Source organism: Mucilaginibacter yixingensis (assembly GCF_041080815.1).
GTDB classification, from domain to species: Bacteria; Bacteroidota; Bacteroidia; order Sphingobacteriales; family Sphingobacteriaceae; genus Mucilaginibacter; species Mucilaginibacter yixingensis.
Genome location: NZ_CP160205.1, coordinates 4,399,440 through 4,424,526, shown reverse-complemented (window position 1 = coordinate 4,424,526; position 25,087 = coordinate 4,399,440). Strand labels below are relative to the sequence as shown.

At 47.3% G+C, this 25,087-nt stretch carries 23 protein-coding genes; 6 read left to right on the top strand and 17 right to left on the bottom strand.

Annotated elements, in window-relative coordinates:
• Positions 1 to 248 precede the first annotated feature (248 nt).
• The 11 genes from ABZR88_RS18130 to ABZR88_RS18080 form a co-directional block, all read right to left on the bottom strand.
• Positions 249 to 1,136: a glutamate--tRNA ligase family protein gene (locus ABZR88_RS18130; RefSeq protein WP_107827372.1), complete on the bottom strand. Its 888-nt coding sequence runs from the start codon at positions 1,134 to 1,136 to the stop codon at positions 249 to 251.
• 68 nt (positions 1,137 to 1,204) lie between these two features.
• Positions 1,205 to 3,691 carry a YfhO family protein gene (locus ABZR88_RS18125; protein ID WP_107827371.1) on the bottom strand — a complete coding sequence of 829 codons (2,487 nt, stop codon included), beginning with the start codon at positions 3,689 to 3,691 and terminating at the stop codon, positions 1,205 to 1,207.
• 85 nt (positions 3,692 to 3,776) lie between these two features.
• Positions 3,777 to 4,082: a hypothetical protein gene (locus tag ABZR88_RS18120; RefSeq protein WP_107827370.1), complete on the bottom strand. Its 306-nt coding sequence runs from the start codon at positions 4,080 to 4,082 to the stop codon at positions 3,777 to 3,779.
• Positions 4,083 to 4,089: 7 nt separating this feature from the next.
• On the bottom strand, positions 4,090 to 4,344 hold the full coding sequence (locus tag ABZR88_RS18115) for a DUF4834 family protein (protein WP_107827369.1): 255 nt from the start codon (positions 4,342 to 4,344) through the stop codon (positions 4,090 to 4,092).
• A 304-nt stretch (positions 4,345 to 4,648) separates the two neighbouring features.
• On the bottom strand, positions 4,649 to 6,673 hold the full coding sequence (gene uvrB / locus ABZR88_RS18110) for an excinuclease ABC subunit UvrB (protein WP_107827368.1): 2,025 nt from the start codon (positions 6,671 to 6,673) through the stop codon (positions 4,649 to 4,651).
• Positions 6,658 to 6,969 carry a hypothetical protein gene (locus ABZR88_RS18105; protein WP_107827367.1) on the bottom strand — a complete coding sequence of 104 codons (312 nt, stop codon included), beginning with the start codon at positions 6,967 to 6,969 and terminating at the stop codon, positions 6,658 to 6,660. Before ABZR88_RS18105 ends, uvrB begins: the two co-directional genes overlap by 16 nt.
• Before the next feature lie 34 nt (positions 6,970 to 7,003).
• The gene (locus tag ABZR88_RS18100) at positions 7,004 to 7,207 is read right to left on the bottom strand and encodes a hypothetical protein (RefSeq protein WP_107827366.1); all 204 of its coding nucleotides are present in this window, start codon (positions 7,205 to 7,207) and stop codon (positions 7,004 to 7,006) included.
• Between the two features lie 226 nt (positions 7,208 to 7,433).
• On the bottom strand, positions 7,434 to 8,762 hold the full coding sequence (locus ABZR88_RS18095) for an asparagine synthetase B (RefSeq protein WP_107827365.1): 1,329 nt from the start codon (positions 8,760 to 8,762) through the stop codon (positions 7,434 to 7,436).
• A 200-nt stretch (positions 8,763 to 8,962) separates the two neighbouring features.
• The gene (locus ABZR88_RS18090; RefSeq protein WP_107827364.1) at positions 8,963 to 9,817 is read right to left on the bottom strand and encodes a UDP-2,3-diacylglucosamine diphosphatase; all 855 of its coding nucleotides are present in this window, start codon (positions 9,815 to 9,817) and stop codon (positions 8,963 to 8,965) included.
• A 473-nt stretch (positions 9,818 to 10,290) separates the two neighbouring features.
• The gene (locus tag ABZR88_RS18085) at positions 10,291 to 10,815 is read right to left on the bottom strand and encodes a DinB family protein (protein WP_107827363.1); all 525 of its coding nucleotides are present in this window, start codon (positions 10,813 to 10,815) and stop codon (positions 10,291 to 10,293) included.
• 20 nt (positions 10,816 to 10,835) lie between these two features.
• The gene (locus ABZR88_RS18080; protein ID WP_107827362.1) at positions 10,836 to 11,798 is read right to left on the bottom strand and encodes a lysylphosphatidylglycerol synthase transmembrane domain-containing protein; all 963 of its coding nucleotides are present in this window, start codon (positions 11,796 to 11,798) and stop codon (positions 10,836 to 10,838) included.
• Positions 11,799 to 11,998: 200 nt separating this feature from the next.
• On the opposite strand from ABZR88_RS18080, the gene ABZR88_RS18075 reads away from it, so the two are divergent.
• The 5 genes from ABZR88_RS18075 to ABZR88_RS18055 all read left to right on the top strand — a co-directional run bounded on the left by ABZR88_RS18075 (position 11,999) and on the right by ABZR88_RS18055 (position 17,028).
• Positions 11,999 to 12,868, top strand: a complete 870-nt coding sequence (locus ABZR88_RS18075) for a carbon-nitrogen hydrolase (protein WP_107827361.1) — start codon at positions 11,999 to 12,001, stop codon at positions 12,866 to 12,868.
• Between the two features lie 160 nt (positions 12,869 to 13,028).
• On the top strand, positions 13,029 to 14,060 hold the full coding sequence (locus ABZR88_RS18070; protein WP_107827360.1) for an agmatine/peptidylarginine deiminase: 1,032 nt from the start codon (positions 13,029 to 13,031) through the stop codon (positions 14,058 to 14,060).
• 254 nt (positions 14,061 to 14,314) lie between these two features.
• A complete protein-coding gene (locus ABZR88_RS18065; RefSeq protein ID WP_107827359.1) occupies positions 14,315 to 15,157 on the top strand; it encodes a LiaF domain-containing protein in 843 nt (280 codons plus the stop codon).
• 90 nt (positions 15,158 to 15,247) lie between these two features.
• Positions 15,248 to 16,282, top strand: coding sequence for a sensor histidine kinase (locus ABZR88_RS18060; RefSeq protein ID WP_369434698.1), 1,035 nt, complete (start codon positions 15,248 to 15,250; stop codon positions 16,280 to 16,282).
• Positions 16,279 to 17,028: a LytTR family DNA-binding domain-containing protein gene (locus tag ABZR88_RS18055; RefSeq protein ID WP_107827358.1), complete on the top strand. Its 750-nt coding sequence runs from the start codon at positions 16,279 to 16,281 to the stop codon at positions 17,026 to 17,028. The genes ABZR88_RS18060 and ABZR88_RS18055 overlap by 4 nt, the downstream gene beginning before the upstream one ends.
• Positions 17,029 to 17,178: 150 nt before the next feature.
• On the opposite strand, the gene ABZR88_RS18050 is transcribed toward ABZR88_RS18055, so the two are convergent.
• The 6 genes from ABZR88_RS18050 to ABZR88_RS18025 form a co-directional block, all read right to left on the bottom strand.
• Positions 17,179 to 18,189 (bottom strand): glycosyltransferase family 4 protein, encoded by a 1,011-nt coding sequence (locus ABZR88_RS18050; protein ID WP_107827357.1) that lies wholly within the window; start codon positions 18,187 to 18,189, stop codon positions 17,179 to 17,181.
• Between the two features lie 166 nt (positions 18,190 to 18,355).
• On the bottom strand, positions 18,356 to 20,632 hold the full coding sequence (locus ABZR88_RS18045; RefSeq protein WP_107827356.1) for a glycosyltransferase family 4 protein: 2,277 nt from the start codon (positions 20,630 to 20,632) through the stop codon (positions 18,356 to 18,358).
• Between the two features lie 281 nt (positions 20,633 to 20,913).
• Positions 20,914 to 22,104 carry an aspartate aminotransferase family protein gene (locus ABZR88_RS18040; RefSeq protein WP_107827355.1) on the bottom strand — a complete coding sequence of 397 codons (1,191 nt, stop codon included), beginning with the start codon at positions 22,102 to 22,104 and terminating at the stop codon, positions 20,914 to 20,916.
• A 108-nt stretch (positions 22,105 to 22,212) separates the two neighbouring features.
• Positions 22,213 to 22,950 carry an SGNH/GDSL hydrolase family protein gene (locus tag ABZR88_RS18035; protein ID WP_107827354.1) on the bottom strand — a complete coding sequence of 246 codons (738 nt, stop codon included), beginning with the start codon at positions 22,948 to 22,950 and terminating at the stop codon, positions 22,213 to 22,215.
• A complete protein-coding gene (gene lipB / locus ABZR88_RS18030; protein ID WP_107827353.1) occupies positions 22,947 to 23,675 on the bottom strand; it encodes a lipoyl(octanoyl) transferase LipB in 729 nt (242 codons plus the stop codon). Before lipB ends, ABZR88_RS18035 begins: the two co-directional genes overlap by 4 nt.
• Positions 23,676 to 23,678: 3 nt before the next feature.
• Positions 23,679 to 24,323: a 4'-phosphopantetheinyl transferase superfamily protein gene (locus ABZR88_RS18025; protein ID WP_107827352.1), complete on the bottom strand. Its 645-nt coding sequence runs from the start codon at positions 24,321 to 24,323 to the stop codon at positions 23,679 to 23,681.
• A gap of 75 nt (positions 24,324 to 24,398) precedes the next feature.
• Between ABZR88_RS18025 and dcd the strand changes: the two genes are divergently transcribed.
• Positions 24,399 to 24,935 (top strand): dCTP deaminase, encoded by a 537-nt coding sequence (gene dcd / locus ABZR88_RS18020; protein ID WP_107827351.1) that lies wholly within the window; start codon positions 24,399 to 24,401, stop codon positions 24,933 to 24,935.
• The last annotated feature ends 152 nt before the right edge of the window (positions 24,936 to 25,087 follow it).

The following is a 25,087-nucleotide window of genomic DNA, read 5'->3' as shown; positions in this document are numbered from 1 at the left end:
TTTTTGATGATTGGTGATTAGTTAATCGGAGATTAGTCGGACCGTAGATTAGCGATTGATAGGGTGGGTGGTTTAATGTATGTTTTGTCATTGCGAGGAACGAAGCAATCTCGTCCGAGGATATTCAAAACATGCATTTCCACTATGCGTCCGAAGAGATTATTAATATTGTTGATTTTGGGGGGCGGTATTAATGAGCTCCCGTTGGTCGGTTGTCTTCGTTCCTCGCAATGACATATTGGGTGAGGTTATTCCAATAACGCCTTTCCCAATTCCTGCCAATCCTTCACCTCTCGCTGTATCCCTGCCATGCGCCCAATCATCCCGTACACATCCATCGCACTATGCCCATGATCCCGCAAATATTTAATAGAAGTAGAGCCTGCCGATTTAGACAATTTCAAGCCGCCGGTTTCCATCAGCAAGGGGTGGTGATAGAAGGTAATCTGCCCGAAAGCATCCAACCCCATTTGCTGTGCCAGGTATTCCTGCGCAATGGTTGATGCCCATAGATCCTGCCCGCGTACAATCAAATCAACTCCAAAATGCAGGTCGTCAATAATAGATGATAACTGATAAGCCGGGTAGTCATCTTTTTTGCGCACTACAAAGTATCGCATATTGGCAGGCAGGCGTGTTTCGATGATGTCTTCCGGGTAAGTTCGGATATCAACTTTCGCATCAGCTTCTGTAATCAATCGCCAACTGCTGTCCGGCGCATCCAGATCGATGGATTTGTGCAGGCAGGTGCCGGGATAGCTGTCATCCGTACTCGCCCGTTTGATGGCTGCCCGTGAGCAGCTGCAAGCAAACACTTTGCCCTTATCGCGCAGTTGTTTTAGCGCTTCATTATAAAGATCAAGACGGTGCGTTTGCGACCAATCGCGCTCATAGTCTTCGTAATTGCGTGGGCCTTCGTGCCAGTGGATTTGCAGGAAATTTAGTGTGTCAAAAATGTCCTGTACGTATTCACGGTTTACGCGCTCGCGGTCCAGGTCATCAATCCGCAGTAGTATTTTGGCTCCGGATCGTTCGGCAATGGCAGCAGTGAGCGCAAACGACAGCGCGTTGCCCAAATGTAAAAAGCCGCTGGGCGTGGGTGCGATGCGTGTTTTATGGAACTGTGGCTGGCTCATTGTTTGTTCCTGCTAAAATAAAAAAGACGGCTTTATGGGCCGTCTTTTTTAACGCATATCGTTGTTAATTATTTAACTGCTAACTCCGGTTGTTTTTTTACACCAATATAGATGGCGCCGCCCAGGGCCAGCAACAGGAGGATAGAACCGATAAGTGAGATCGTCTCGCCGGTGTAGTATGATGCCGGATGAAACACAAACTCAATTTTGTGATTACCCACCGGTATAGACGCCGCACGCAGTACATAATCGCTGCGGAAGTATGGCGACTCTTTGCCATCAATTAACATTGTCCAGCCTTTATCGTAATAAATCTCAGAGAATACGGCAACCTGTGGCGTGCCCGAAGTACTCTCATACGTCATGTGATCTGGATTGTAGTTGGTCAGCGTGATCTTAGCAGCCGCATCAAAAGCAGTCGGCTTGGTATCAATCATCTTGGTGTATTGCTTGTCAACAATTGCTTCGTCTTTTGGTGAGAAGCTGCTGATGGCCTGCATTTCCTGATCGGCATTATCGGCAAAACGGATGTTTTTTACAAACCAGGCGTTACCGCAGGCAGTGTGATTTACCTGCATGCTGGCCTGCTGTGTTTTCGGATCGGTGGTAATGATGTATTTGGTGTTCAGCATGTCCAGTACATCGTGGTTAATGCTTTTGCTGAACTGGTTGTCAATCAACTCGTCAAAACGTTTTAAACGTGCTGCAGAGTAGCCACTAACCGATTTATGGAAGAACGGGTTAAATACATCGAACTTAATATTGGCCGAAGCGTCAAATACACGGAAATCAGGGTCGTTATCGCGCATAATAAAGCTATCTACCTCGCGCGGTTTAACTGCCGCATCGGCATCAACTTTATCCTGGAAGTTAGCATCCTTCAGGTAGCGTTTGTCAATCTGCCACATGTCCACTAATACCAGTGCAAACAGACCGATAGACATTACCGTTAAATTGATTTTCTGTTTTACAAACGCCCACAGTAAACCAAAAGCCACAACTACAAAAATCAGCGTGCGGATGGCATCGGTACGTTCTAACGAGATGCGGTCTTCGCGCAGTGCGCTGGCAATGCTTTGTGCCATATTGCTATCGCCTTGTAAAGCCTGGGTAAGGTTGCTCACACCGGCAGCCTGATCGTCTGAACGGAAGTTCAGCAAGGCATCCGGAATAGCAATCATCAACAGGGTAATACCGCCAACAATGAAGAAAGCAATTTTTAGTTTTTTGAAGATAGCCGCTTTGTCAGGGTTGTCTGATAGTTCCTGAATAGCCAATACCGCCAGGATAGGGAAACACAAGCTGGCCACCGCCAGAATAGATTCTACCGCACGGAACTTGTTATAAAGCGGGAAGTAGTTAAAGAAAAGATCTGACAGGAACGGCAGGTTTTTACCGAACGACAGCAGCATGGTTAGCAATACGGTTGCCAGTAGCCACCATTTCAATCGGTTACGTACAATGATCAGGCCCAGTACAAACAGGAAACAGATCACGGCACCAAAATAAAACGGACCGGCGGTGCCTGGTTTGTTACCCCAGTAAAGCGAAAGACCTGGGAAGTTAGACAACTGTTGTGCGTAATTTACAGCCTGTTCTTCCGCCACGTTTTTATTCAAAAATACTTTTGCTGTTGCAGATGTTTTGTCAAGCGTTTCAGTACCGTTACCGCCGCCGTAAGCGTTCGGGATCAGGAAGGTGAAACACTCGCCCACGCCCTGGCTCCACTCGTAAGCGTAGTCTTTATCTAAACCGTTTTTAGGTTCTTTAGCGTTTTTGGTTAGGTTTGATTTACCGCGGTAGCTGTCTTTAGCGTATTCGGCATTGCTCCATAACATAGAAATGTTTACCAATACAGCCAGCACTAAAGCTGCAGCTAAATAAGTAACCGACTTAACAAAGGCCGGCATGGTTTTGCCTTTAAATGCATGATAAAGCTCAATGCCCAGCAAAATAAGCAGCGCCAGCATCAGATAATAAGTCATCTGGATATGGTTGGCCCTGATCTCCATAGCCAGGAACAGTGCGGTAAGCGCGGCACCTGTTAAATATTTGCCTCTAAACGTCAGGATAATTCCTGCTATAACTGGCGCAAAAAACGCGATAGCGAAAGCCTGGTTAGAGTGCCCGGCTGTTAACAGGATAATATTGTATGACGAGAACGTGAACGCAATAGCACCCGCTCCCGCTAACCATGGTTTGACTTTTAATACATTGAGCAGCAGGTAAGTGCCCAATAAGAGGATGAGCACAGTATCTACCGGGTTGGGCAGTACGGTTTTAACGGCTTTTACTACCCAGGTGGTAATGTTGTTTGGATATGGTGCCCAGATTTGGTAGGCAGGCATACCACCAAAAATCTGGTTGGTCCACAAAATGGTTTGGCCCTTTTCGCGGTAGTCGTTAATTTCTTTTTGGGTGGATTGTGCGCCTACAACATCACTCTGGCCGAGTGTTTTGCCGCTGAAGGCTGGTGTGAAGTAGAAAAAACATACTATTAAAAATATGCCTATAATGGCCATGTGTTGGCCATTACGTTTAAACCATTTGTCCATCTGGTACAGATAAAGTAATTATATAATTTCCCCCAAAAATAGAAATTTGAGCGAGAAATGAAATGATTACTTTTTGGGCAGCAATTTAAACCTTGCAGGCTTCGGCTTTTATTCTGAAAAGGAAAAACATGAGCAGCAGACCGGCAATGCTGCACAGATAAGCGATGACGGTTTTGCGGTCAAACTCCTCGCGGTTTTTGCGGATAATGTAATAGTTATACAACGCTAACAAACCCGTTGCAACCCAAAAAAACCAGTTGATTTTGCAGCCCATGGCCCAAATTTCAATAGACACGGCCATTACCACATAGTTGGCAATAATCAGCGACATTGATTCGGGTGTGCCATAGTGGCGGCGCTTGTAAATTTCTTCTGGCAGCTCAGGTAGCATGGCTGGTTTATTTTACTTCTTCGTAATCAATAAAATCACCTTCAGAATCTGGCACCTGCTGTTTTTTTTGAGCAGGCATGTGTTCAATTTTGATGGTCCCCTCGCGTGGGCGCGACTGTTGCTGACGTGTTTGTTGTTGACGATACGACTGTTGCTGCTGTGCATTATTAACTGCTCCTTGAAATAAAGAGCCTAATAACCAGCGAGCTATGGTGCGCACCAGGTAAAAAACACAAATAACTTCAATCAAATACTTGATCATAACGCAATAACTTATTAGAGCCTACAAATATAAGGCTTTAACGAATAAAAAGTTTTTTTCTGATAATCTGGTTATCAGCGAGAAGATTTTGGCCGAATTGTGAGATTTGGATGAGATTTTGTTTGCATCAGCGTTACCCCTATGTCATTTCGACCAACGGGAGAACTACTCTCTTGAACGAAGTGAAAAAATCTTAGCCCCCATGCTTTTCATGTAGGCATGTCGCACATACAAGATTTCTCGTCGCCCCTTCGCTCATTTTCCGACCCTTCGCTCGCTCGAAATGACACGGGGGATTTGTTCTCTAAAACTTCTCCTGCATCATTTTTTCCAAAGCAAACATCTCATCACGCAGCTTGGCGGCCTGGAGGAAGTCCATATCCTTGGCGGCGGCCAGCATATCTTTGCGGGTATTATCTATGGCCTTCTGCAAATCTTTTTTGCCCATGTACTGAACAATTGGGTCCGCTGCAATAGAAAGCGTTTCTGATTCTATGTATGGTTTTTGCACGCCGCCTACAAAGTCAACTACCGAGGTTTGCTCAATGATGGCCTCTCTGGATTTACCTACCGTTCTTGGTGTGATGCCGCGCTCTGTATTGTAAGCAATCTGCTTTTCGCGGCGGCGATTGGTTTCGTCCATGGTAATGCGCATGGAGTCGGTGATTTTGTCGGCATACATAATTACCCGTCCGCGGTCATTACGTGCCGCGCGACCGATGGTCTGGATCAGCGAGCGCTCCGACCTTAGGAAGCCTTCTTTGTCAGCATCCAAAATAGCTACCAACGATACTTCGGGTAAATCCAAACCTTCACGCAAAAGGTTGATGCCGATCAGCACGTCAAACTCACCCAGGCGTAATCCGCGCAGGATTTCTACACGTTCGAGCGTTTTTACCTCCGAGTGGATGTAGCGGCATTTGATGCCCAGCTTATCCATGTATTTGGCCAGCTCTTCGGCCATGCGTTTGGTTAGGGTGGTTACCAGCACGCGGTCGCCTGCTTTTACGGTTTGGTCAACCTCTTCCAGCAAATCATCGACCTGGTTAATTACCGGGCGAACATCAATCACCGGGTCAAGTAGACCTGTCGGACGGATCACCTGCTCAATCACTACACCTTCAGATTTTTCCAGTTCAAAATCACCCGGCGTAGCGCTCACATAAATGGTTTGTGGCGCCAGCCCTTCAAACTCCTGGAAATTAAGAGGGCGGTTATCCAACGCTGCAGGCAAGCGGAAGCCATAGTCTACCAAAGATATCTTACGCGAGCGGTCGCCACCATACATGGCGCGGATCTGCGGTACGGTTACGTGGCTCTCGTCAATTACCATCAGGTAATCATCCGGGAAGTAATCCAGCAGGCAGAAGGGCCTTGCTCCCGGTTGGCGGCCATCAAAAAAGCGGGAGTAGTTCTCAATACCCGAGCAATAGCCCAGCTCGCGAATCATCTCCAGATCGTAGTTCACCCGTTCTTCCAATCGCTTGGCTTCCAGGAAGCGGCCATCATCAATAAACTGTTTCTTACGGGTTTCCAGCTCTTCCTGTATCGCCCAGATAGATTTGGTAAACCTATCGCGCGGTGCTACGTACAGGTTGGCGGGAAACACCACCATGTGCGTCATTTTCTCGATGGTTTTCCCTGTGGCGGGATCAAAAGAGCTTAGTTCTTCAATGTCGTCGCCAAAGAAGGAGATGCGGTAAGCATAGTCAAGATAAGCCGGATAGATCTCTACGTTATCACCTTTCACACGGAAGGTGCCTCGCTTAAAATCGGCAGTGGTACGGGCATATAAAATCTCTACCAGGCGGTGCAAAAAAGCATTGCGGCTGATCCGTGTGCCCACCGCAAAACGGAATACCGAAGCGGCAAAGTCATCGGGGTTACCCATACCGTAGATGCACGAGATAGAGGATACCACAATCACATCCCTGCGGCCAGACATCAGGGCCGAGGTGGTGCGCAGGCGCAGCTTTTCAATCTCCTGGTTAATCTGCAGGTCTTTCTCTATATAAGTATTGCTGGAAGGGATGAACGCCTCCGGCTGATAATAATCGTAGTACGATACAAAGTAGTTTACCGCATTCTCCGGAAAAAACTGCTTGAACTCGCCGTATAGCTGTGCCGCCAGCGTTTTGTTATGGCTGAGGATGAGCGTGGGCCTTTGCGTTTGCTGGATGACGTTGGCAACGGTAAACGTTTTACCCGAGCCGGTAACTCCCAAAAGTGTTTGGTAAGTATCGCCGCCCTGTACGCCCTCCACCAGTTGACGGATGGCATTGGGCTGATCGCCCATGGGCTGATATTCAGATGTTAATTTGAAATCCATGTAGTTAAACAAAAATAATAAAATAACAGCGAGGTTGTTTGTGGTGCTAAAGAAATTAGTGTTGGGCGGATGTCATTTATCTGGCGGGCGAGAAAGGCTTCGGCGTTTTGCCAGGTAAAGGCGTGGCTTCCTAACATCAGGAAAACGGAGCTGACCGTAGCGTATTCGCTGTTAGCGTTAACCTTTAATCTGTGATCCTCGTTGAGAATCATGAAGAATAACGGGAGGTATTGTCCAAAAAAAAGCCCATGCAAGAGCACGGGCTTCAAAATATCAATAAACCTATGAGCGCTCATTAGAACGCTTCAGGTTTTCTTAAAAGCAGATTGATTACTTAGATTTTGGCATTACTGAGTTGGCATACATTACCACGCCAGCACCAAATACCAGGATACCACCAAAGAAGTAAGCAGCAGCAGCACCTAAGCCTGCGTCAGAATCAACTGGGTTAAAAGCGTGCTGAGGGGTTAATACTAATGAACCGCCTACAATGGCCATGCCTACAAATGCGATGAAAAGACCGATGTTCTTCATTTCTCAAAAATTTTACGCGGCAAATATATCATTTTGCTGTTAATGGTTTATAAGATAGTGTAAATTGTTTGTGAGGATATGGATATCCGTCTCGTCATTGCGAGACACGAAGCAATCTCTGCAGATTGTCATACTGAGCGATAGCGAAGTATCTCTGAGGATAGTCCTGTGTGTCTGTACTTAATAGATGCTTCGTTCCTCAGCATGACATGTTGGTAAACATCAATCACGTTTTCTGCGATTTCTTTCGGGCGGCAGGGAACAAAATATTATTCAGAATCAACCTGTAGCCGGGTGAGTTGGGGTGTAGCGATAGGTCAGTCGGTGGTTCGCCGGGACTGTGCTGGTAATCTTCCGGGTCATGCCCGCCGTAGAAAGTCCACTGACCCTTGCCGTACTCGCCGTGTATGTAGCGGGCTTCATTCAGTGTTTTTGTTTCACCCATCACGGTTACGCCGGGTTTCAGCTTGTCTTTGTTAAAGGCTGTGGCCAGTCCGTTAAAGCCTTTTATCACACGTTCATGATCCTGGGTGAGCATGCTGGGCACCACATCCCATTTGGCCGAAAAATCAAAAAGCGTAAAAAAGTCTTCCTCACGCGGGATGCGCCGTTGATTGTTGATGTCGCTAAAGCCGCGCTGCATTCCGGTATAAACGGTAAAGTTTTGGAAAGCCAGTGTTTGGCTATAATCAATCTTTGATTGCGCATTGGGATCGGGAGGGTCGCCATCGTATTGGGTATCTACAATGTCGGTTTTATAGGCTGATAGGGCAATGTCGAAACTATCAGCACCCGAGCACATGGCAAACAAAAAGCCACCATTGGCACAAAAATCGCGGATGCGCTGGGCCACGGCCAGTTTCATTTTTGATACTTTTTTAAAGCCCAGTTTTTGTGCCCTTGCTTCCTGTGCTGCTTTGCTTTCTGCATTGTCTTCAGGTCTGAATTCTCCCCCAAAACCGCTTCCCTGCATCCCGCCGGGAAATCCGTTGCCAAAACCTCCATATCCTCCAAACCGGCCACGATTGCCCATTTTGCTATACTGGCCGGTAAAATCTTCGTGATGCAGGTGCAGCCAATCGTACTTTTGTAGGTCGCCTTTCATTACCTCCTCATCGTAAACATAATCGAAAGGAATCTCAGCATACTTCAATACCAGTTCTACAGCGTCTTCCAGGCCGCCTTTGTTTTTGGGGGAGTACAGGGCAATTCTGGGTGCTTTTTCTAATTTCACCACATCCATGTTAACGGATGGATCATTAATCTGCGTCATGATCTCGCTTACCTTGCCGTCGTCAATTACCTCGTAGGTTACGCCGCGTATTTTGCACTCGTTCTCGGTGTTTGAGTTGTAAGCGGTAAGGAAGCTGCCGCCACGATAGTTGAGTAGCCAGTCTACCGTGCTGCCGTTCTTCAAGATCCAGAAGGCGATGCCGTATGATTTCAGGTGATCTTTCTGTACCTCATCCATCGGTAATAAGATAGACGATGCCCTGCCGCAAATAGCGGTGAGCACAAGCAAAAACGTCCAGCAATATTTGAGAATGCAGTGCATTTACTCAAATATAACGAACAAACGATCAGGGTTTTAGATTGTAACGGAAATAAAAGATGGGGAGCTGTTGGTGGTTTGGTTTTCTTTATGTCATGCTGAGGTACGAAGCATCTCTGTGGGTATGTAATACGCAAGATGTCCTGTTCTCAGAGATGCTTCGCTATCGCTCAGCATGACATTGCTACAATGTATGTCGAATATTAATGATTCTCCTGCTTAAAGCGCTCCAGCAGCAGGTTTACATCCAGCTTAGCATCCAGATCTTCTGCATCGGTCTTGTCGTCGTCTTCAATCTCTGTATCCAGATCTTCAGGCTTAAACTGGTGGATGCGCCATTCTTTATTGTTGTATTCCAACGCGGTGAGGCTCTCAACCCAATCGCCTGAGTTAAGGTAAAGTACCGAGCCATTGCCTTTGGTAGAGTTAATGGTGCGGATCTCTGCATGGTGAATGTGCCCGCAGATCACGTAGTCATAACCTTTGTCTACCGCCAGGTCGGCCGCGGTTTGCTCAAACTGATTGATGAATTTTACGGCATCTTTAAACTTGCTTTTCACTTTTTGCGAGAAGCTCATCTTGGGCCGACCCAGCTTAGTGAGGCACCAGTTAACAAAGCTGTTAATTAAAATCAGGGTGTCGTAGCCGACGGCCCCCAGTTTTGCCAGCCATTTAGAATGTTGCATGGTCACGTCGAACACGTCGCCGTGGAAGATCCAGGCTTTCTTGCCGTCAACATTCAATACCAGTTTATTGAGGAGCTGGAAGGTGCCGAGGTTAAAATCGGCAAACTTGCGCAGCATCTCATCATGGTTGCCGGTAAGGTAGTAAACGGGGATGCCCTCGGTTACAAACTTCAGGATGCGGCGCAGAATTTTGGTATGGGTTTCGGGCCAGTATGACTTGCTGAACTGCCAGATATCAATAATATCGCCGTTCAAAATGAGCATTTTGGGTTTGATACTCTTCAGGTATTTCAGCAGCTCTTTGGGATGACAACCGTAGGTGCCCAAGTGCACGTCAGAAATAACAACAATATCTACCTCACGTTTAGCCATTGTTTAAAATAAGGGGGGATATATGCCTGTCCGGCCTATTAAGCCGGGTTAAAAAATCTGGAAGGGCAGGAGTAGCCGCGCAATTATTCGTCGTCTTCTTCCTCATCTACTTTCATATCATAAGGACTGATATAGAAGACACATACAAACAGTAGCAGTCCTATAACAAGCAAATAATCAAAGTGCATAATTATGATATTATTGGGTACAAAGATCAGATTATTAAATTATTATAACGTTAAGACTCTATTAAATATAAAAGGTTTCATGGTGATGAAAAAAAATACTTGAACCAAGGTTTTTCGTGACTTATCTGCTTTAACGGGTACACAAGAGGGCTTCGCCGTTAAATGGATTATTAGGATTGACAGGATGTTATATAGGGATATTTGACTTACGAAGTTTTAAAACTTCGTAAGTCTTCACTTATTTTCAAATCCTGTCAATCCTAGAAATTCTATTAAAATCCTGGTTCAGACAATCCTGGTTCCCATTTCCCGCTCAATTCGCTTCAACTGCTTCAGGTGATGCTGCAAATGCACGCGCAAAAACTTAAACCAGTGTTTGGCGTGCAGCATTCCCAGTCGCGGGTGACTGATGCGGTGGTGATCTTCGGCATCGGGCAGGAGCGGGGCGATAGACTCAATGCGCTTACGGCATTTGATGATCATATTGCGGGCCTCCTCTTTGCTGATCTTTAGCACCGGGATAACCGGAGGAGCCTTTATTTTGGCAGGTGGAAAATGGTTAGTCAGCATCAAAAACCGGCCCAGCAGGTTGAGGCCTTTGCGGGTGGTAGGTGCGGTTCCTCTGGCGCATTTCTCTGTAGCTATGCTGGCGCCCAATGTAGACTGCAGGATATGCGAGTATACCTCCGCGAACGACCAGCCGCCGCTGGGCGGGGTAACGTCAAATAGATCGTCGGGTAGGCGGTCCAGCTCGGCGCGGTAGGCGTCAAGTGCGGCTTCAATGGCTTTGCGTTCGGCTATCAGATCCATATCAGCCTAAAGGTAAGTGCTTATTCGGGTAAAGACAAATGCTCCGTCGGGTGCTCGTCAATTGCCGGTGTTTCTTTCGGCGGCAAGCCATCTTCCAAACGTTTAGGGCGCAGTACGTAATAAACGCCAAACAGCGCTACCGTTAGCGATATAAGGTAAAAAGATACACTCAGGAAAACTGCCAGGCCCACATTCATGCCAAACAGATTGGCACACCATTGGAAAATAGCCTCGCGTGCACCCAAGCCACCCACGGTAGGCACTACCGATGCAAAGGCCGAAACCAGGAACGAGAGCAGGTAAGGTGCAAATTTGCCGTTAAAACCCTGCCCCATCAGCACCATAATAATGGCCATTACCTGGCAGGTTTGTACCAATATCGCTTTGGCATGACCTTTAAAGAAGTGCTTGCCAAAATCGGCAAAAAATCTTTTCACTATTACGTAATAGATCATGGTACCGAAAGCAAAAACAGCAAACGGGATAGCAAAATGAATCTCTATTTGAGGGATGAAGATTTTAAGTGAAATAATAATGAGGCCAATAGCCCATAAGCCGCTCAATCTATCGAAAAGCAAGGCCCAGAAAACCTTTTTGCCTGATAGGCCATAGCTTTTATTAAGCAGCCAGATCTTATAACCATCACCACCAATGCCACCCGGGAGCAGCATGTTGTAGAATAAGCCCAGCATATAAAGGCGGAAGTTAAAACGTGGAGCCAACCGCAAGTCTATCGACTTAAAGAAGCTCAGCAAGCGCCATGATGAGGCAATGATAGAGCAAAAGTAGCATAGCAACGCTGCCAGCATCCACCAGTAATTGGCGTGCAGCAGGCGATCTTTAGCCTGACTGATGGGCACTTTGGTAAATACCCAGTATAGCAGCGAGCCGGTAATAGCAAACTTGAGTACCGTTTGGGTAACGTTCCACAGCTTTTGCTTCGGGGTTTTGGGCTCCTGCGCCTCTTGTTTTAATGTTGCCATATCGGGCGCGAAGTTACTAATTTAGTTAATTAGAGATCGGTGATTAGTTAATTAGGGATTAAAATACCGCTGATGATACTAATTGTAAACAACGTGTAAATGTTTGGTTAAGTACACGTCTGCAAAGAAACTAATCACTGATCAACCAATCACTAGTCAACTAAAAAAAGTAATTTTGCGCAAAATTTTAAAACACGGTTATGAGCAAAGTCAATGTCGGAATAGTACAGATGAGCTGCACTGCAGATAAGCAGCAGAATTTGCAAAAAGCTATTGTTAAAGTGCGTGAGGCTGCGGCCAAAGGTGCGCAGATAGTTTGCCTGCAGGAGCTGTTTACATCGCTGTATTTTTGTGATGTAGAAGATTACGATAACTTTAAACTGGCCGAGGCCATTCCTGGCCCGTCAACAGATGTACTGAGCAAGGTTGCTGCCGAGCTGGGTGTAGTAATTATAGCATCGTTGTTTGAAAAACGTGCGCAGGGTGTTTATCATAACACCACCGCCGTGCTTGATGCTGATGGTGCTTACCTGGGCAAATACCGCAAAATGCACATCCCGGATGATCCGGGTTTCTACGAGAAATTCTATTTCACTCCGGGCGATCTGGGCTATAAAGTATTCAAAACCAAATTTGCCACTATCGGTGTGCTCATCTGCTGGGATCAATGGTATCCTGAAGCTGCACGCATCACCGCTTTGATGGGCGCCGAAATTTTGTTCTACCCAACCGCAATCGGCTGGGCAACTACACAGGATGAAGCCACCAACGTAAAACAATACAACGCATGGCAAACCATCCAGCGCTCGCACGCGGTGGCTAACGGTGTGCACGTGGTAAGCGTGAACCGTGTAGGCGAGGAAGCCGGCGTTAAATTCTGGGGAGGGTCATTCTTTGCAGATCCGTTTGGCGAACTGCTGCACCAAACCACCGTTGAGGAGGAAGAAGTGATTGTGAAAGAACTTGATCTGGATAAATCTGATTACTACCGCAGTCACTGGCCGTTTTTGAGAGACAGAAGGATCGATTCTTATCAGCCGATAACTAAGCGCCTGATAGACGAGGACTAATCATCGCTAAACTATCGTGTCATTTCGACCAACGGGAGAAATCTTTTCGGAGCGAAATGACGGGATGCAAAATAGAAAAGATCCCTCACTTTCGTTCGGGATGACATACTGATTTTTTAGCGATGGGTTTCAAACCCATCGCTATTCTTAAATACCAATTATGGATAACCTGAAAGGATTTCACTTTCCGGCCGAATGGGCCCCACATACCGCTACCTGGCTAAGCTGGCCACATAAAGAAGAATCATGGCCGGGCAAAATCGGTATGATTTATAACCGCTATGCCGAGTTTATTAAAGAACTGGCCAAAGGCGAGCTGGTGTGCATCAACGTTGCTAATGACCAAATGAAAGCCTTCGCCTTGCAGCATCTGCAGGAAGTTGGTGCCGATGTAAGTAAGGTGGAGTTCTATAACTTCCCAACTAACGATGCCTGGTGCCGCGATCATGGTCCGGCGTTTTTGGTGAATTACGAAGAAAAGAAGAAAATCATTGTCGACTGGGGCTATAATGCCTGGGGCGGCAAATATCCACCGTTTGATCTGGATGATGTGATCCCGACCCGCATTGCAGAGCAATTCGGGTTGCCGGTATACCATCCTGGTATTGTGATGGAAGGAGGCTCGGTTGATTTTAACGGCAAGGGTACAGTGCTAACCACTACCGCTTGTCTGCTGAATGAGAATCGCAATCCGCATTTAAATCAGGATCAGATCGAAGCATACCTGCGCAATTATTATGGCGTGGAGCAAGTGCTTTGGTTGGGCGATGGCATTATAGGCGATGATACCGACGGTCATATTGACGATATCACCCGCTTTGTAAACGAAGACACCGTGGTTACCGTGGTAGAAGAAAACAAAGCCGACGAGAATTACCACATTCTGCAGGAAAACCTGGATACCTTAAAAACCATGCGCCTGTTGAACGGCAAGCAACTGAATATTGTTGAGCTGCCAATGCCAGATCCGGTAATTTGGGAAGATCAGCGCCTGCCGGCATCTTATGCAAACTTCTATATCGGTAACGCGGCAGTTGTAGTACCAACCTACCGTTGCGATAAAGACGATAAGGCGTTAGATATTATCCAGCAGTGTTTCCCCGACCGCAAAGTGGTGGGTATTGATTCAACCGACATTATTTGGGGATTGGGCAGCTTCCATTGCCTGAGCCAGCAGGAGCCTACGGTTTAACCCCCTCCTAGCCTCCCCGAAAGGGAGGAGATTTAACGAAAATATTTGCTCCCATTATCTTACAAGGTAATGGGAGTTTTGCTTTATAACTATCATCCTGTAAATCCCATAAATCCTAAGAATCCTGGTTCAGACATTTTCACCGACAATTCATCCCCGTTTACCGATTAGTTGCCCTTGCCTGCCATATATCCGTTGGCATAAGTGTACTATTATATTAGCTTTGAAACAGATTTTTTTAAGTAAACACTGAAATGAATATCCAAGAGAACTATAATAACAACCGGCTGCGCAATGGCAAAGTGTTCGCCGGTCTCATCATATTGGTTTTGGGCTGCTTGTTGCTGCTCAAAAACCTCCTCGATTTTTTTATTCCCGATTGGCTCATCAGCGGGCACATGTTTTTGCTGGTGCTGGGTTTGTATTTCGGCGTTAGGCATAACTTCCGTAGTCCGGTGTGGGTTATCTTAACCATTATCGGCGGTTTCGGAGTGCTGGATGATATTGTGCCGCACATCCATCTGGACAGGGCCATCTTCCCGATGATAATTATTGCCATCGGTTTATGGATCCTGGTTGGCCGCAAGCGCCGTTGGAATAATTATGAAAACCCTTTTCATGACCGCTTTACCAAGCACGAATTTACCAACCCGTATCAAGGATCATTTAACACCGGCGAACCCAATGCAACGGCCGAAGGCGCGCAACAACAGCAGCAGCAAGCGGGGCAAGCCTGGAGCGCCGGAAACTTTCGCACTAGCGATGATTACCTGGATGCGGTATCTGTTTTCGGGGGTACCAAGAAAACCATCCTTTCTAAAGATTTTAAAGGGGGAGAGATCGTAAACATATTTGGCGGCACCGAGCTTGATTTTACCATGGCCGATATTAATGGCACCGTGGTAATAGAGGTAGTGCAGCTGTTTGGCGGCATTAAAATGATCATCCCGCCGCACTGGCAGGTAGTTTCTGATGTAGCAGCTGTGTTTTCCAGCGTTGATGATAAGCGCCGTACCAATGTTCCGCTAAGCACAGATAAAATATTAGTAATAAAAGGTACCTCCATATTTGCAGGTATTGATATCAGGAGTTTTTAAGGATAAACCATTTGTCATTTCGATCAAGAGAGTAGTTCTTACTCTCGTTTGAAATAACATCGTTTATTAATACTATAAAACAAACAACACTTGAGTAACGGACAGTTCACAATAACAAAATTGCGTTGGGCATTTGCGGTTGGCGGGGTAGCTTGGGCTGCCCTGCAAACCTATGTTATACACAGTTTTGCTTTTGAGTGGTACGTAGCACTGATTGATAGTGTTGGCAGCGCTATTCTGTTGGCGGCTGCATGTTGGCTCATTAACAATAACCTGCGCTATTACACGCCGGGTAAAGGCAGCTACATTAACCTGCTGTTCTGGTGCCTGGCGCTCTCGGCTTTTTGCACGGCCGGCTGCAGGTGGATCTTGCCACTGATTTATAGCGATAAGGTTTACGACGCATTCTTGTCCAAATCCCTCACCATCCGTTTCTTTACAGACTTTCTGGCCATCGGGTGGATGGCTATGATCAGCCTGGTGTGGTATGCCCAACAAGACCAGAAGGAGAACGAAAAACGCAAAGCCGAAGCCGAAAAGCTGGCCCGTGATGCCGAGTTATATAATCTGCGTCAGCAATTGCAACCTCACTTTTTGTTCAATAGTTTAAACTCCATCAACGCCCTCATTGGCTTTAAGCCAGATCAGGCCCGGCAGATGATTCATCAATTGTCTGACTTTTTGCGCGGAACTCTGAAGAAAGACGACCAACAGCAGGTCACTCTTACCGAAGAACTGGCACACCTGCAGCTGTACCTGGAGATTGAAAAAGTACGCTTCGGTCATCGCCTGCAAACCGAAATCAGTTGCGATAAGCATTGCGGCGAGGCCATGCTGCCGGCCTTATTGCTGCAGCCCATTGTAGAAAACGCCATTAAGTTTGGTTTGTATGATACTACCGAGGCGGTTACAGTAAGCATCCGCGGCGAGGTGGAAGACAGCTACCTGATGTTGATGGTGCAAAACCCTTACGACCCGCAAACGGCTCGCCCGCGCACCGGTACCGGTTTTGGCCTGAGCGGTGTGCGCCGCCGCCTTTACCTGCTTTTTGGGCGTAATGATCTGGTTGAAATATTTACAAATGATAATATCTTTACAACCGTTATCAAAGTTCCGCAAATATGAAAAGTGTTTTAATTATTGATGATGAACCATTGGCTCGACTGGTGGTGCGCGAGTATTTGCAGGAAGTTGATGGCGTAGAAGTATTGGCCGAGTGCGGCGACGGCTTTGAAGGCATCAAAGCCATTATGCAGCACCAGCCCGACCTGATTTTTCTGGACGTGCAGATGCCCAAAATAAACGGTTTTGAAATGCTGGAACTGGTAGAAAACCCGCCGGCCGTTATCTTCGCCACTGCATTTGATGAGTATGCTATCAAAGCTTTTGAGGCGCACGCGGTTGATTATCTGCTGAAACCTTTCAGTAAAGATCGTTTCCAAAAAGCGGTAGAAAAATTCCTGTCGCAAACCCCGGCAGCTGCGCCCGCTGCCCAGAAGCAAACCGAGCAGTTGCTGGAAACCGCCGCTGCCAACACTGCTCAGCAGGAGCGCATCGTGGTAAAAACCGGCACCAAAGTAAAGATCATCCCTGTTGCCGATGTAACTTACCTGGAAGCCGATGATGATTACGTAAGCATCCACACGGCCGAAGGTTCGTTCCTCAAGAATAAAACCATGAGTTTCTTTGAACAAACGCTTGATCCGGGCAGGTTTGTTCGCGTGCACCGCTCTTACATTGTCAGCGTGCAGGAAATTACCCGTATAGATCCGTATGAGAAAGATGCGCACCTGGCCATTCTAAAATCAGGCGCTAAAATCCCGGTTAGCAAAACGGGCTATGTGAAGTTGAAACAGGTGTTAGGGATATAAGGTCGCGCGTCAATTTTGGCCTTCGCGCGTGTTTCGACAGAGCTCAACATGACATCCTCCCCACGTTTATTAGGGCGCTGGATCTTAAAAAATGCGTGCCGGGTGTCATCCTGAGCTTGTCGAAGGGCGCGCGAAGGCTCTACATACTTGCTAAAACCAACCCTGCACCCGCTGATACACCTCAAAATAATCATCCACCATTTTCTGGCTCGAAAATTTGCTCATTGCCCAATCGCGGCAATTAGCACGATTGATGTTTGGTAGCCCATTCACCGCAGCCACAGCTTCGTCAACGTTGCTTACCAAAAAGCCAGTCTGCTCGTGATTGATCAGCTCTGGCATTGAACCGCGGTTAAAGGCAATCACCGGCGTGCCGCATAACATAGCCTCGGCTACACTCATCCCAAAGGGCTCATTAAAATTGATAGGGTGCAGCAGGGCGGTGGCCTTGCCTAGCAGTTCCTTGCGTTTCTCGGGCCCGGCATGACCTACGTAAACAATCTGCTCATTCAGCTCTGGCTCCACACAACTGCGGTAATAACTTTCATCCTGAATAATCCCGGCAATCAGCAATCGCCTTTTGGTTTTGCGGGCAATTGCAATAGCCTCGGCGCAGCCTTTATCATGATGGATGCGGCCGAAGTACAGCAGGTAATCATCAGGCTGCTCCACAAAATCAAAATCTTTGGGGTTGATGCCATTATAAACGGTGGCGGTATAGGTAAGCTGATTGCTCCGGTCGGCATTGCTGATAGATACGTAATGGCCAATATCATTGTACTTCTGATAAACCGGGATGATCTTAGGCGATGAAAAACCATGGATGGTGGTGACTATCGGTGTTTTGATCAATCGCGAGTAGGTGAGGGGCAGGAAATCAAAATTGTTATGGATCAGGTCAAACTGATCGGCCTGCTCCATGAGGTTACTGATGTGCAGACACTCCAATACTTTGGCATCTTGTGCGCGGTCTTCCTCATAACCGGTTGCGCAGATAGATTGCAGCTTACCTGCGGTGATAGAATCGCCCGTGGCAAAAAGGGTAATGTCCAGTCCTTTCTGCACCATGCCTTCGGCGATGGTGCTTGCAATCTGCTCCCAGGGGCCGTAATGCCGTGGAGGTGTGCGCCAGGCAACGGGAGATAGTATGGCGAGTTTCATGTTAGTTGATTAAACGTTTTGTCATTGCGAGCAGGGTAGAGGGGAGGCTGAGCGCGAAGCAATCTCGTCGCATGCATTATTCCTGCGACGAGATTGCTTCGTCACCCCCAACGCTTTGACCCTCCGCGTTCCTCACAATGACAAGTGGGATATCGGGTGAGGTGTCTCAAACCGCTTCCACCCCTCTCTCATTCTTATTATACTCGTATTCCAGTTCAAAGGCGCGCAGCACAGTAAGGTGCGATATCAAATAAGCCAGTGTACTTTCTGCTCCCTGGTTGCGGTTAATGCCGGTAGGAAGCAGGCCATCGCAACAGCCTTTGGTCTCGTGGTCATAGAGTGGTGCCCGCATAGAGTTATCGCCAAGGAACCAGCGGTAGCAGAGGAACATTTTTTCGATATACTCCGGATCACGCAGGGTTTGGTAGGCCTGGAAGTACATGAGCACCATGGCCATGGTTTCAATAGCCTGCTGATCATAAACCGGGAACTCGCCGCCACGGTGGTACCAGCCCTCGTTGCCTACCGGACTTAGATAGCCTTTTGATAAGGTAAGCTCATCCAGGAAATTCATGGTTTTTAGTGCAATCTCGCGTACCCGCTCGTCGCCGGTAACCTGGCACGAGTGCAGCAGGGCCAGCGGCAGGATGGCGTTATCATAAGTCATCTCGTTTTCAAACCATTCCCAATCGTCGGCACGGGTTTGCTCGTAGGCATCAACCAGCGGTTTAGTCATCTGGATCAGTTTGTCGGTCATGCCTTTGTCGGTAGGATAAGCCTTCAGGAACAGGCTCACGCCGATAATGGTATTGGCTATTCCGCGCAGGTATTTCAACGAGTCAAAATGCGGGATAGATTTAATAAACAACTCAAAGGCAAACTCCTGGTAGGAGCTGTTGGCTGCACAATCAATCAAATAACCCAGTGCCCAAATGGTGCGACCGAAGGAATCTTCGGAACCTACCTCGTCCAGGTACATGCGGTTAAAACTCAGAAAATTGCGGAAATTACCATCGTCCGTTTGCATGTAATGGATATAACTGAGGTAGATAGGCAGCAGATCGAACGCTTCCTGGCTTTTGTTACGTTGGTAGGCCATCAGCGCCATAATGAGGGCGCGGGAATTATCGTCCAAACAATAGCCCTCTTTCAAATTAGGGATGCCGTATTTGGCATGCTGCACAATACCGGTATCATCCGTTAAGCGCTTCACATGGGCCAGGCTAAATTTAGGTAGTATCTCCGGGTCAACAATGCTGCTTTGCAACAAGCGCTCGCTAAAATCATAGCTTGCAGTCAGTTCCTGAGCCACTTTGATATATTCGGCCCCTACCTTGGGCCACCGCAGGTGCAGGCCGTATTCGTAAGAATTCTCCTTCATTTCGGTCAGCTTTTCATGGTCGCTCAATAACTCGTTAATGATGCTGCTCAATTGATCAGAATCGCGGAAGTTGAATAATCGTCCACGGCCACCTTCCAGCAATTCCTGCGCATGCCAGTAGGGGGTCGATACTACTGCTGAACCGGAGCCTACCGCGTAAGACAGCGTGCCGCTGGTGATTTGCGCCTCGTTCAAATACGGGGTTACATAAATTTCAGCTGCGGTAAGGTAGTCTATCAGCTCCTCATCGGTCACAAACTTGTTGATAAACGTTAAATTCTTGGCTACACCCAGCTGTGCCGCCAAACTTTTCAGGTAATCACGATACTCCTCGCCCGAACTTTTCAATACCCCCGGATGTGTATTGCCCAGCACCACATACATCACATCGGGGTGTTGCTGTACAATCTCGGGCAGCGCTTTAATTACGGTTTCCAATCCCTTGCCGCGACTCAGTAAGCCGAACGTAAGCAGCACCCGGTGGTTCTTAAATGCTGCCAGATTTTTAACCGGGTTATTGGCCGGTGCTTCTAGGTCGGGCACGCCGTGTTCTATGATTTGGATCTTCTCGACCGGAACATCGTAGATCTCGGTCAGAAAATCTACGGCCCGGCGACTCATTACCACAATCTTGGACGATTGTTCGGCCAGCTCGCGGATGATGATCTTTTGTACAAAGCTGGGCTCTTTCAAAACCGTGTGCAGGATAGAGATTAGCGGCTTATGCAAGCGTTTCAGTAGCGGCAGTACGTAAATGCCGCTCTCGCCACCATAAATGCCAAACTCGTGTTCCAATATCACTGCATCGGCATCGCTGGTGTTGATGTAGTTGGCAGCGCGGATATAATCTTTCTGATGATCCTGCCGGATCACAAATTTTACCTCTCGGGGGTACTCGTGTTCGTTCAGTTTTTCGTTATCATTCAGGGCCACCACAAAGCCGTTCTGCAGCACATCTCCCCGCTTCGGGAAGTTAGCACACACCGCGTGGAACAAGTTCTGGTTAAAGGTGGCTATACCGCACTCGCGCGGTGGGTAGGTTGATATATATGCAATTTTCATAGGTAGTTAACACAAAGTGCGCGTTTCGGGCACACTAAGTATCAACATAAAGCATATAAGAAAAGTTTTAGGGGGATGGGTTGTGGGCTTTATCTCCCTTGTCATTTCGATGAGCACGAGGGTAAGAAGGAGCGGTGGAGCGCAAGAGAAATCTTGTACGAGCGATATTGATTGAGTATAACCAATATTATGGCATGTCGCGTGTACAAGATTCCTCCTCACGCCAATACACAGCCTCCGCAAGTTCGTTCGGAATGACAAGCGGGGTTGAATGCGCTAAGTTAATCAGTATAAAACCCAATCGCCTCCAAAATCACTGCGCATGCTCCCCTGATCTGTTCTTCGGTAATCATCAGCGGTGGGGCTAAACGCATGGAGTTGCTGCAGTGCAAAAACCAATCGGTAATCACGCCGTTGGCGATGCAGCGGTCAATAATCTTTTTATTCAGATCGAAATTTTCCAGTTCTACAGCCAGCATCAGGCCTTTGCCGCGTACTTGCTTAATGGCGGGGTGAACTAATAAATCGCGTAATAGCGCTTCTTTTTGGGGGACAGTTTCAATAAGTTGCTCATCCAACAAAACCTCTAACGAGGCCAATCCTCCTGCACAACATACCGGGTGACCACCGAAAGTAGTGATGTGCCCCAATATCGGGTTATCTTTCAGTGCACCCATAATCTCATTTGAGCTGATGAACGCACCCAGCGGCATACCACCGCCTAACGCTTTAGCTAATAGTAAAATATCCGGCTCGATGCCAAAATGCTCAAACGCCCACAGTTTACCTGTACGACCCATGCCTGCCTGAATTTCGTCAAGGATCAGCAGGGTGCCCGTTTCATTACAACGCGCACGCAGGGCTTGCATCCACTCTACGTCCGGTACACGAATACCGGCCTCGCCCTGAATGGTTTCTACAATGATGCAGGCCGTATCGTCGCCAATCAATTGCAGATTGGCCATGTTGTTAAACTCAATAAAGCCAACACCAGGTAGTAACGGACGATAGGTCTGCTTGTATTCTTCATTGCCCATTACGCTCAAAGCGCCCTGGGTGCTGCCATGATACGAGTTTTTGCAGGCCAGCACATTAGCCCGGCCGGAATAACGTTTGGCCAGTTTAATGGCTCCTTCTACCGCCTCGGCGCCTGAACTTACAAAGTAAACCGATTCCAGGTTTTGCGGCAGCAAACTCACTAGCTTCTCGGCAAATTTTACCTGTGGAGTTTGCACGTACTCGCCATACACCATCAGGTGCAGGTATTTATCCAGTTGGTCTTTTAAAGCTCCGATAACTTTTGGATGCCGGTGCCCGGTATTGCTTACGCCGATGCCCGAAATAAGATCGATAAACGCCTTCCCTTCGGCATCATACATATAAACGCCTTCGGCCCGCTCAAACTCTAGTAGCAGCGGGAAATTGGTGGTTTGTGCATTATTGGCCAGAAAAAGTTGACGGAGAGTAAGCATGGCGCAAAGATAGTGATTAGTGGATGGTCATTGGTCAATAGTGAATTGTCATTAATATTTTATCGCAGTGACCGATGCAAATTGACCAATGACAGCGCAGTGAAATGACTAATGGCCAACGACTGACCGAACGATTGGTTCCAACGGCTCTACCCAAAGCCTGTACATTTCTCCCGATGGATGCAAGCCATCTTCAGCCACTAATGATGGATTGCCGGGAACCTGCCGCGAGACAGGCGTAATGTTGCAATAATTGACGCCGGCTTTCAGGCTTTCCTGCCGATTGATGGTGTTGTAGGCGTCGATCTCTTTACCAATAGTCGCACGGTCACGGCCATCAGCATAAGGAGTAACACCCCAGTCGGGGATGGAAATAACAAAGACGTGTTTGGCATTGCCGCCTGCATAGTTGATGGCGGTGCCAAGTAGCTCTGTAAACTCTTTGGTATAAGTGCTGATATCGTATCCGCGATATTGATTGTTTACACCTATAAGCAGGGTGACGAAATCAAACTTTCGGGTAATGTTTTGCTGCTTGATGGCGGCTATAAGTTCATCTGTCGTCCAACCGGTGCGGGCTATAATGGTGGGCGCTGCTGTTGGGTGGCCATTTTTTGAAAGTGCTGCACATAGCTGGTAGGGGAACGACTGTTCCTGCGGCACGGCTTCGCCAATGGTGTAAGAATCGCCCAGGGCCAGGTAGTTCCATGTTTGGGTTGATGCCGGCATATCGGTTGTTGGCGATGCCTGGCTGGCAACGCCGGTTTCTTGCTGGGTTGTTGTCTTTTTGCTTGCGCAGGCCAGCATGCCCGCGGCGGAAAGTAAAATGATTATAGCAGCTTTCATCGAATCAATTTCATACCAAAAAGTACGGAAATATGATGCGAGAGGATTTGTTTTACTTCTTCCATGTCTACCGGACGACCCAGCTCTGCTTGTATAGAGGTTACGGCCTTGTCATCAATACCACAAGGCACAATGTTATTGAAATAGTCCAGATCGGCATTTACATTTAACGCCAGGCCGTGCATGGTTACCCAGCGGCTGCAACGCACGCCCATAGCGCAGATTTTGCGGGCCTTGTCGTTATCGGCATCAAACCAAACACCGGTGTAGCCTTCGTATCTGCCGGCTTTCAGGCCATAATCTGCCAGAGTATTAATTACCGCTTCTTCCAGCGTGCGCAGGTACAGGTGTATGTCGGTAAAAAAATTGTCCAGATCTAAAATTGGATAGCCTACCAGCTGGCCGGGGCCATGATAGGTAATATCGCCACCGCGATTGATATGATAATAAGTAGCGTGCTTTTCTTGCAGTCCCTGCTCGTCCAGCAATAAATTATTGGCCTTGCCGCTTTTACCAAGCGTATATACGTGCGGATGCTCGCAAAAAACCAGGTAGTTAGGCGTTGGTTCATTTTCTACAGGTACGTCATCAGCCAGGGCCAGTTGGCGGTTACGCTGCTCGGTTTTTATTTTTACAGTGTCGGCAAACAGTGCTTCCTGTTTGTCCCAGGCTTCTTTATAATCAATTAAGCCCCAATCCTGGTATTGTACCTGTTTGTTTTTCATAGTTTATCCTTTCACGTAACCCACCATGTAATCTTCATACCTGAAATAATCTACACGATAGTTAAAAGCAGCGTTAATAGCCTCATTGCGCAACGTGGCCTGTATGTTCCCTTCTGGGGTGTATGGAAATTGCTCTAGATCAATGTTGTCAGAAAAAGAGATCTCTTTTTGTCCATAGCATTTGTAAACTGCCTCTTTAGCGCACCAGCAGGCATACAGATGATTGATTTTTTGCTGCTCGTCCATAAAGGCCAGCTCTTCGGGCTTCATAAATTTGTGGGCTATCAGCTCCACCTTTTTGCGCACCTGTTCAATATCAATCCCAACCGGCCGGCTCTTGCTGATCATCACCGCCGCATACTCAAACGAGTGACTAAGCGAGATGTGATAGGGCAAATTAACCAGGTAGGGTTTGCCGTGGGCATCAACCTTGCAATCAATAAACTCATCTGTGTGCAGCATGGTACGCAGCAACACACGGGTGCCCAACCAGTGCAGGTGGCGTTTACCGTTACGTAGTTTTTCTACAAAAGCTTTCTCTTCGTCGTCAAGCTGCAGCTGTGCATACAACTCTTCGGCGCCCTCTTCTATTTTCCAGAGGGCAAATTCGGTATCCTCGTCAACCTGTTTGCTGTATGCTATGGCCATAAAAGTAAAATTGCAAAAAGCCTGACAAAATTAGGTGAAATAATGATAATTTAGACCGTCCAACGTCAGCCCAAAATGATTTTATCAGATAAGCGCATCCTCGAAGAAATTGATAGGGGAAATATCATCATTGAACCCTACCGAAGCGAGTGCCTGGGCACCAACTCTTACGACGTACACCTGGGCAAATACCTGGCTACTTACCGCAATCGCGTACTGGATGCCAAATTGCATAACGAGATTGATTATTTCGAGATACCTAAAGATGGTTATGTATTGCATCCCGGCACCCTTTATCTGGGCGTAACCCTGGAGTATACCGAAACTCATCGCCATGTGCCTTTTTTGGAAGGTAAATCAAGCACCGGTCGTTTGGGCATCGATATCCACGCCACTGCCGGTAAGGGTGATGTGGGCTTTTGCAACACCTGGACGCTTGAGATCAGCTGCGCGCAACCCGTACGTATTTACGCAGGCATGCCTATAGGTCAGTTGATCTATTTTGTGGTAGAAGGCGATATTGAAACCACGTACAACTCTAAAGACAACGCCAAGTACAACAAACCTACCACCAAACCGGTAGAAAGTATGATGTGGAAGAATACTTTTTGAGCCAGGATTTAACGGGCTTTTAAGCTTTACAGGATGCTGATCATTAAAGAAGCACAAGCATTATGCTGCTTATGCTCCAATTTGTCGTTTAAAGTAAAATCCTGTAAATCCTAAAAATCCGTTAAATCGTGGTTTCATGAAGATTCTATGAA

Coding starts and splice junctions, on each gene's coding strand:
- ABZR88_RS18130 (WP_107827372.1), bottom strand. CDS start 1,136: ATGAGCCAGCCACAGTTCCATAAAACACGCATCGCACCCACGCCCAGC.
- ABZR88_RS18085 (WP_107827363.1), bottom strand. CDS start 10,815: ATGGATCTGATAGCCGAACGCAAAGCCATTGAAGCCGCACTTGACGCC.
- ABZR88_RS18065 (WP_107827359.1), top strand. CDS start 14,315: ATGAATATCCAAGAGAACTATAATAACAACCGGCTGCGCAATGGCAAA.
- ABZR88_RS18055 (WP_107827358.1), top strand. CDS start 16,279: ATGAAAAGTGTTTTAATTATTGATGATGAACCATTGGCTCGACTGGTG.
- ABZR88_RS18025 (WP_107827352.1), bottom strand. CDS start 24,323: ATGGCCATAGCATACAGCAAACAGGTTGACGAGGATACCGAATTTGCC.
- ABZR88_RS18115 (WP_107827369.1), bottom strand. CDS start 4,344: ATGATCAAGTATTTGATTGAAGTTATTTGTGTTTTTTACCTGGTGCGC.
- ABZR88_RS18125 (WP_107827371.1), bottom strand. CDS start 3,691: ATGGACAAATGGTTTAAACGTAATGGCCAACACATGGCCATTATAGGC.
- ABZR88_RS18120 (WP_107827370.1), bottom strand. CDS start 4,082: ATGCTACCTGAGCTGCCAGAAGAAATTTACAAGCGCCGCCACTATGGC.
- ABZR88_RS18105 (WP_107827367.1), bottom strand. CDS start 6,969: ATGAGCGCTCATAGGTTTATTGATATTTTGAAGCCCGTGCTCTTGCAT.
- ABZR88_RS18040 (WP_107827355.1), bottom strand. CDS start 22,104: ATGCTTACTCTCCGTCAACTTTTTCTGGCCAATAATGCACAAACCACC.
- uvrB (WP_107827368.1), bottom strand. CDS start 6,673: ATGGATTTCAAATTAACATCTGAATATCAGCCCATGGGCGATCAGCCC.
- ABZR88_RS18035 (WP_107827354.1), bottom strand. CDS start 22,950: ATGAAAGCTGCTATAATCATTTTACTTTCCGCCGCGGGCATGCTGGCC.
- ABZR88_RS18080 (WP_107827362.1), bottom strand. CDS start 11,798: ATGGCAACATTAAAACAAGAGGCGCAGGAGCCCAAAACCCCGAAGCAA.
- ABZR88_RS18090 (WP_107827364.1), bottom strand. CDS start 9,817: ATGGCTAAACGTGAGGTAGATATTGTTGTTATTTCTGACGTGCACTTG.
- ABZR88_RS18100 (WP_107827366.1), bottom strand. CDS start 7,207: ATGAAGAACATCGGTCTTTTCATCGCATTTGTAGGCATGGCCATTGTA.
- ABZR88_RS18070 (WP_107827360.1), top strand. CDS start 13,029: ATGGATAACCTGAAAGGATTTCACTTTCCGGCCGAATGGGCCCCACAT.
- lipB (WP_107827353.1), bottom strand. CDS start 23,675: ATGAAAAACAAACAGGTACAATACCAGGATTGGGGCTTAATTGATTAT.
- ABZR88_RS18045 (WP_107827356.1), bottom strand. CDS start 20,632: ATGAAAATTGCATATATATCAACCTACCCACCGCGCGAGTGCGGTATA.
- ABZR88_RS18075 (WP_107827361.1), top strand. CDS start 11,999: ATGAGCAAAGTCAATGTCGGAATAGTACAGATGAGCTGCACTGCAGAT.
- dcd (WP_107827351.1), top strand. CDS start 24,399: ATGATTTTATCAGATAAGCGCATCCTCGAAGAAATTGATAGGGGAAAT.
- ABZR88_RS18050 (WP_107827357.1), bottom strand. CDS start 18,189: ATGAAACTCGCCATACTATCTCCCGTTGCCTGGCGCACACCTCCACGG.
- ABZR88_RS18095 (WP_107827365.1), bottom strand. CDS start 8,762: ATGCACTGCATTCTCAAATATTGCTGGACGTTTTTGCTTGTGCTCACC.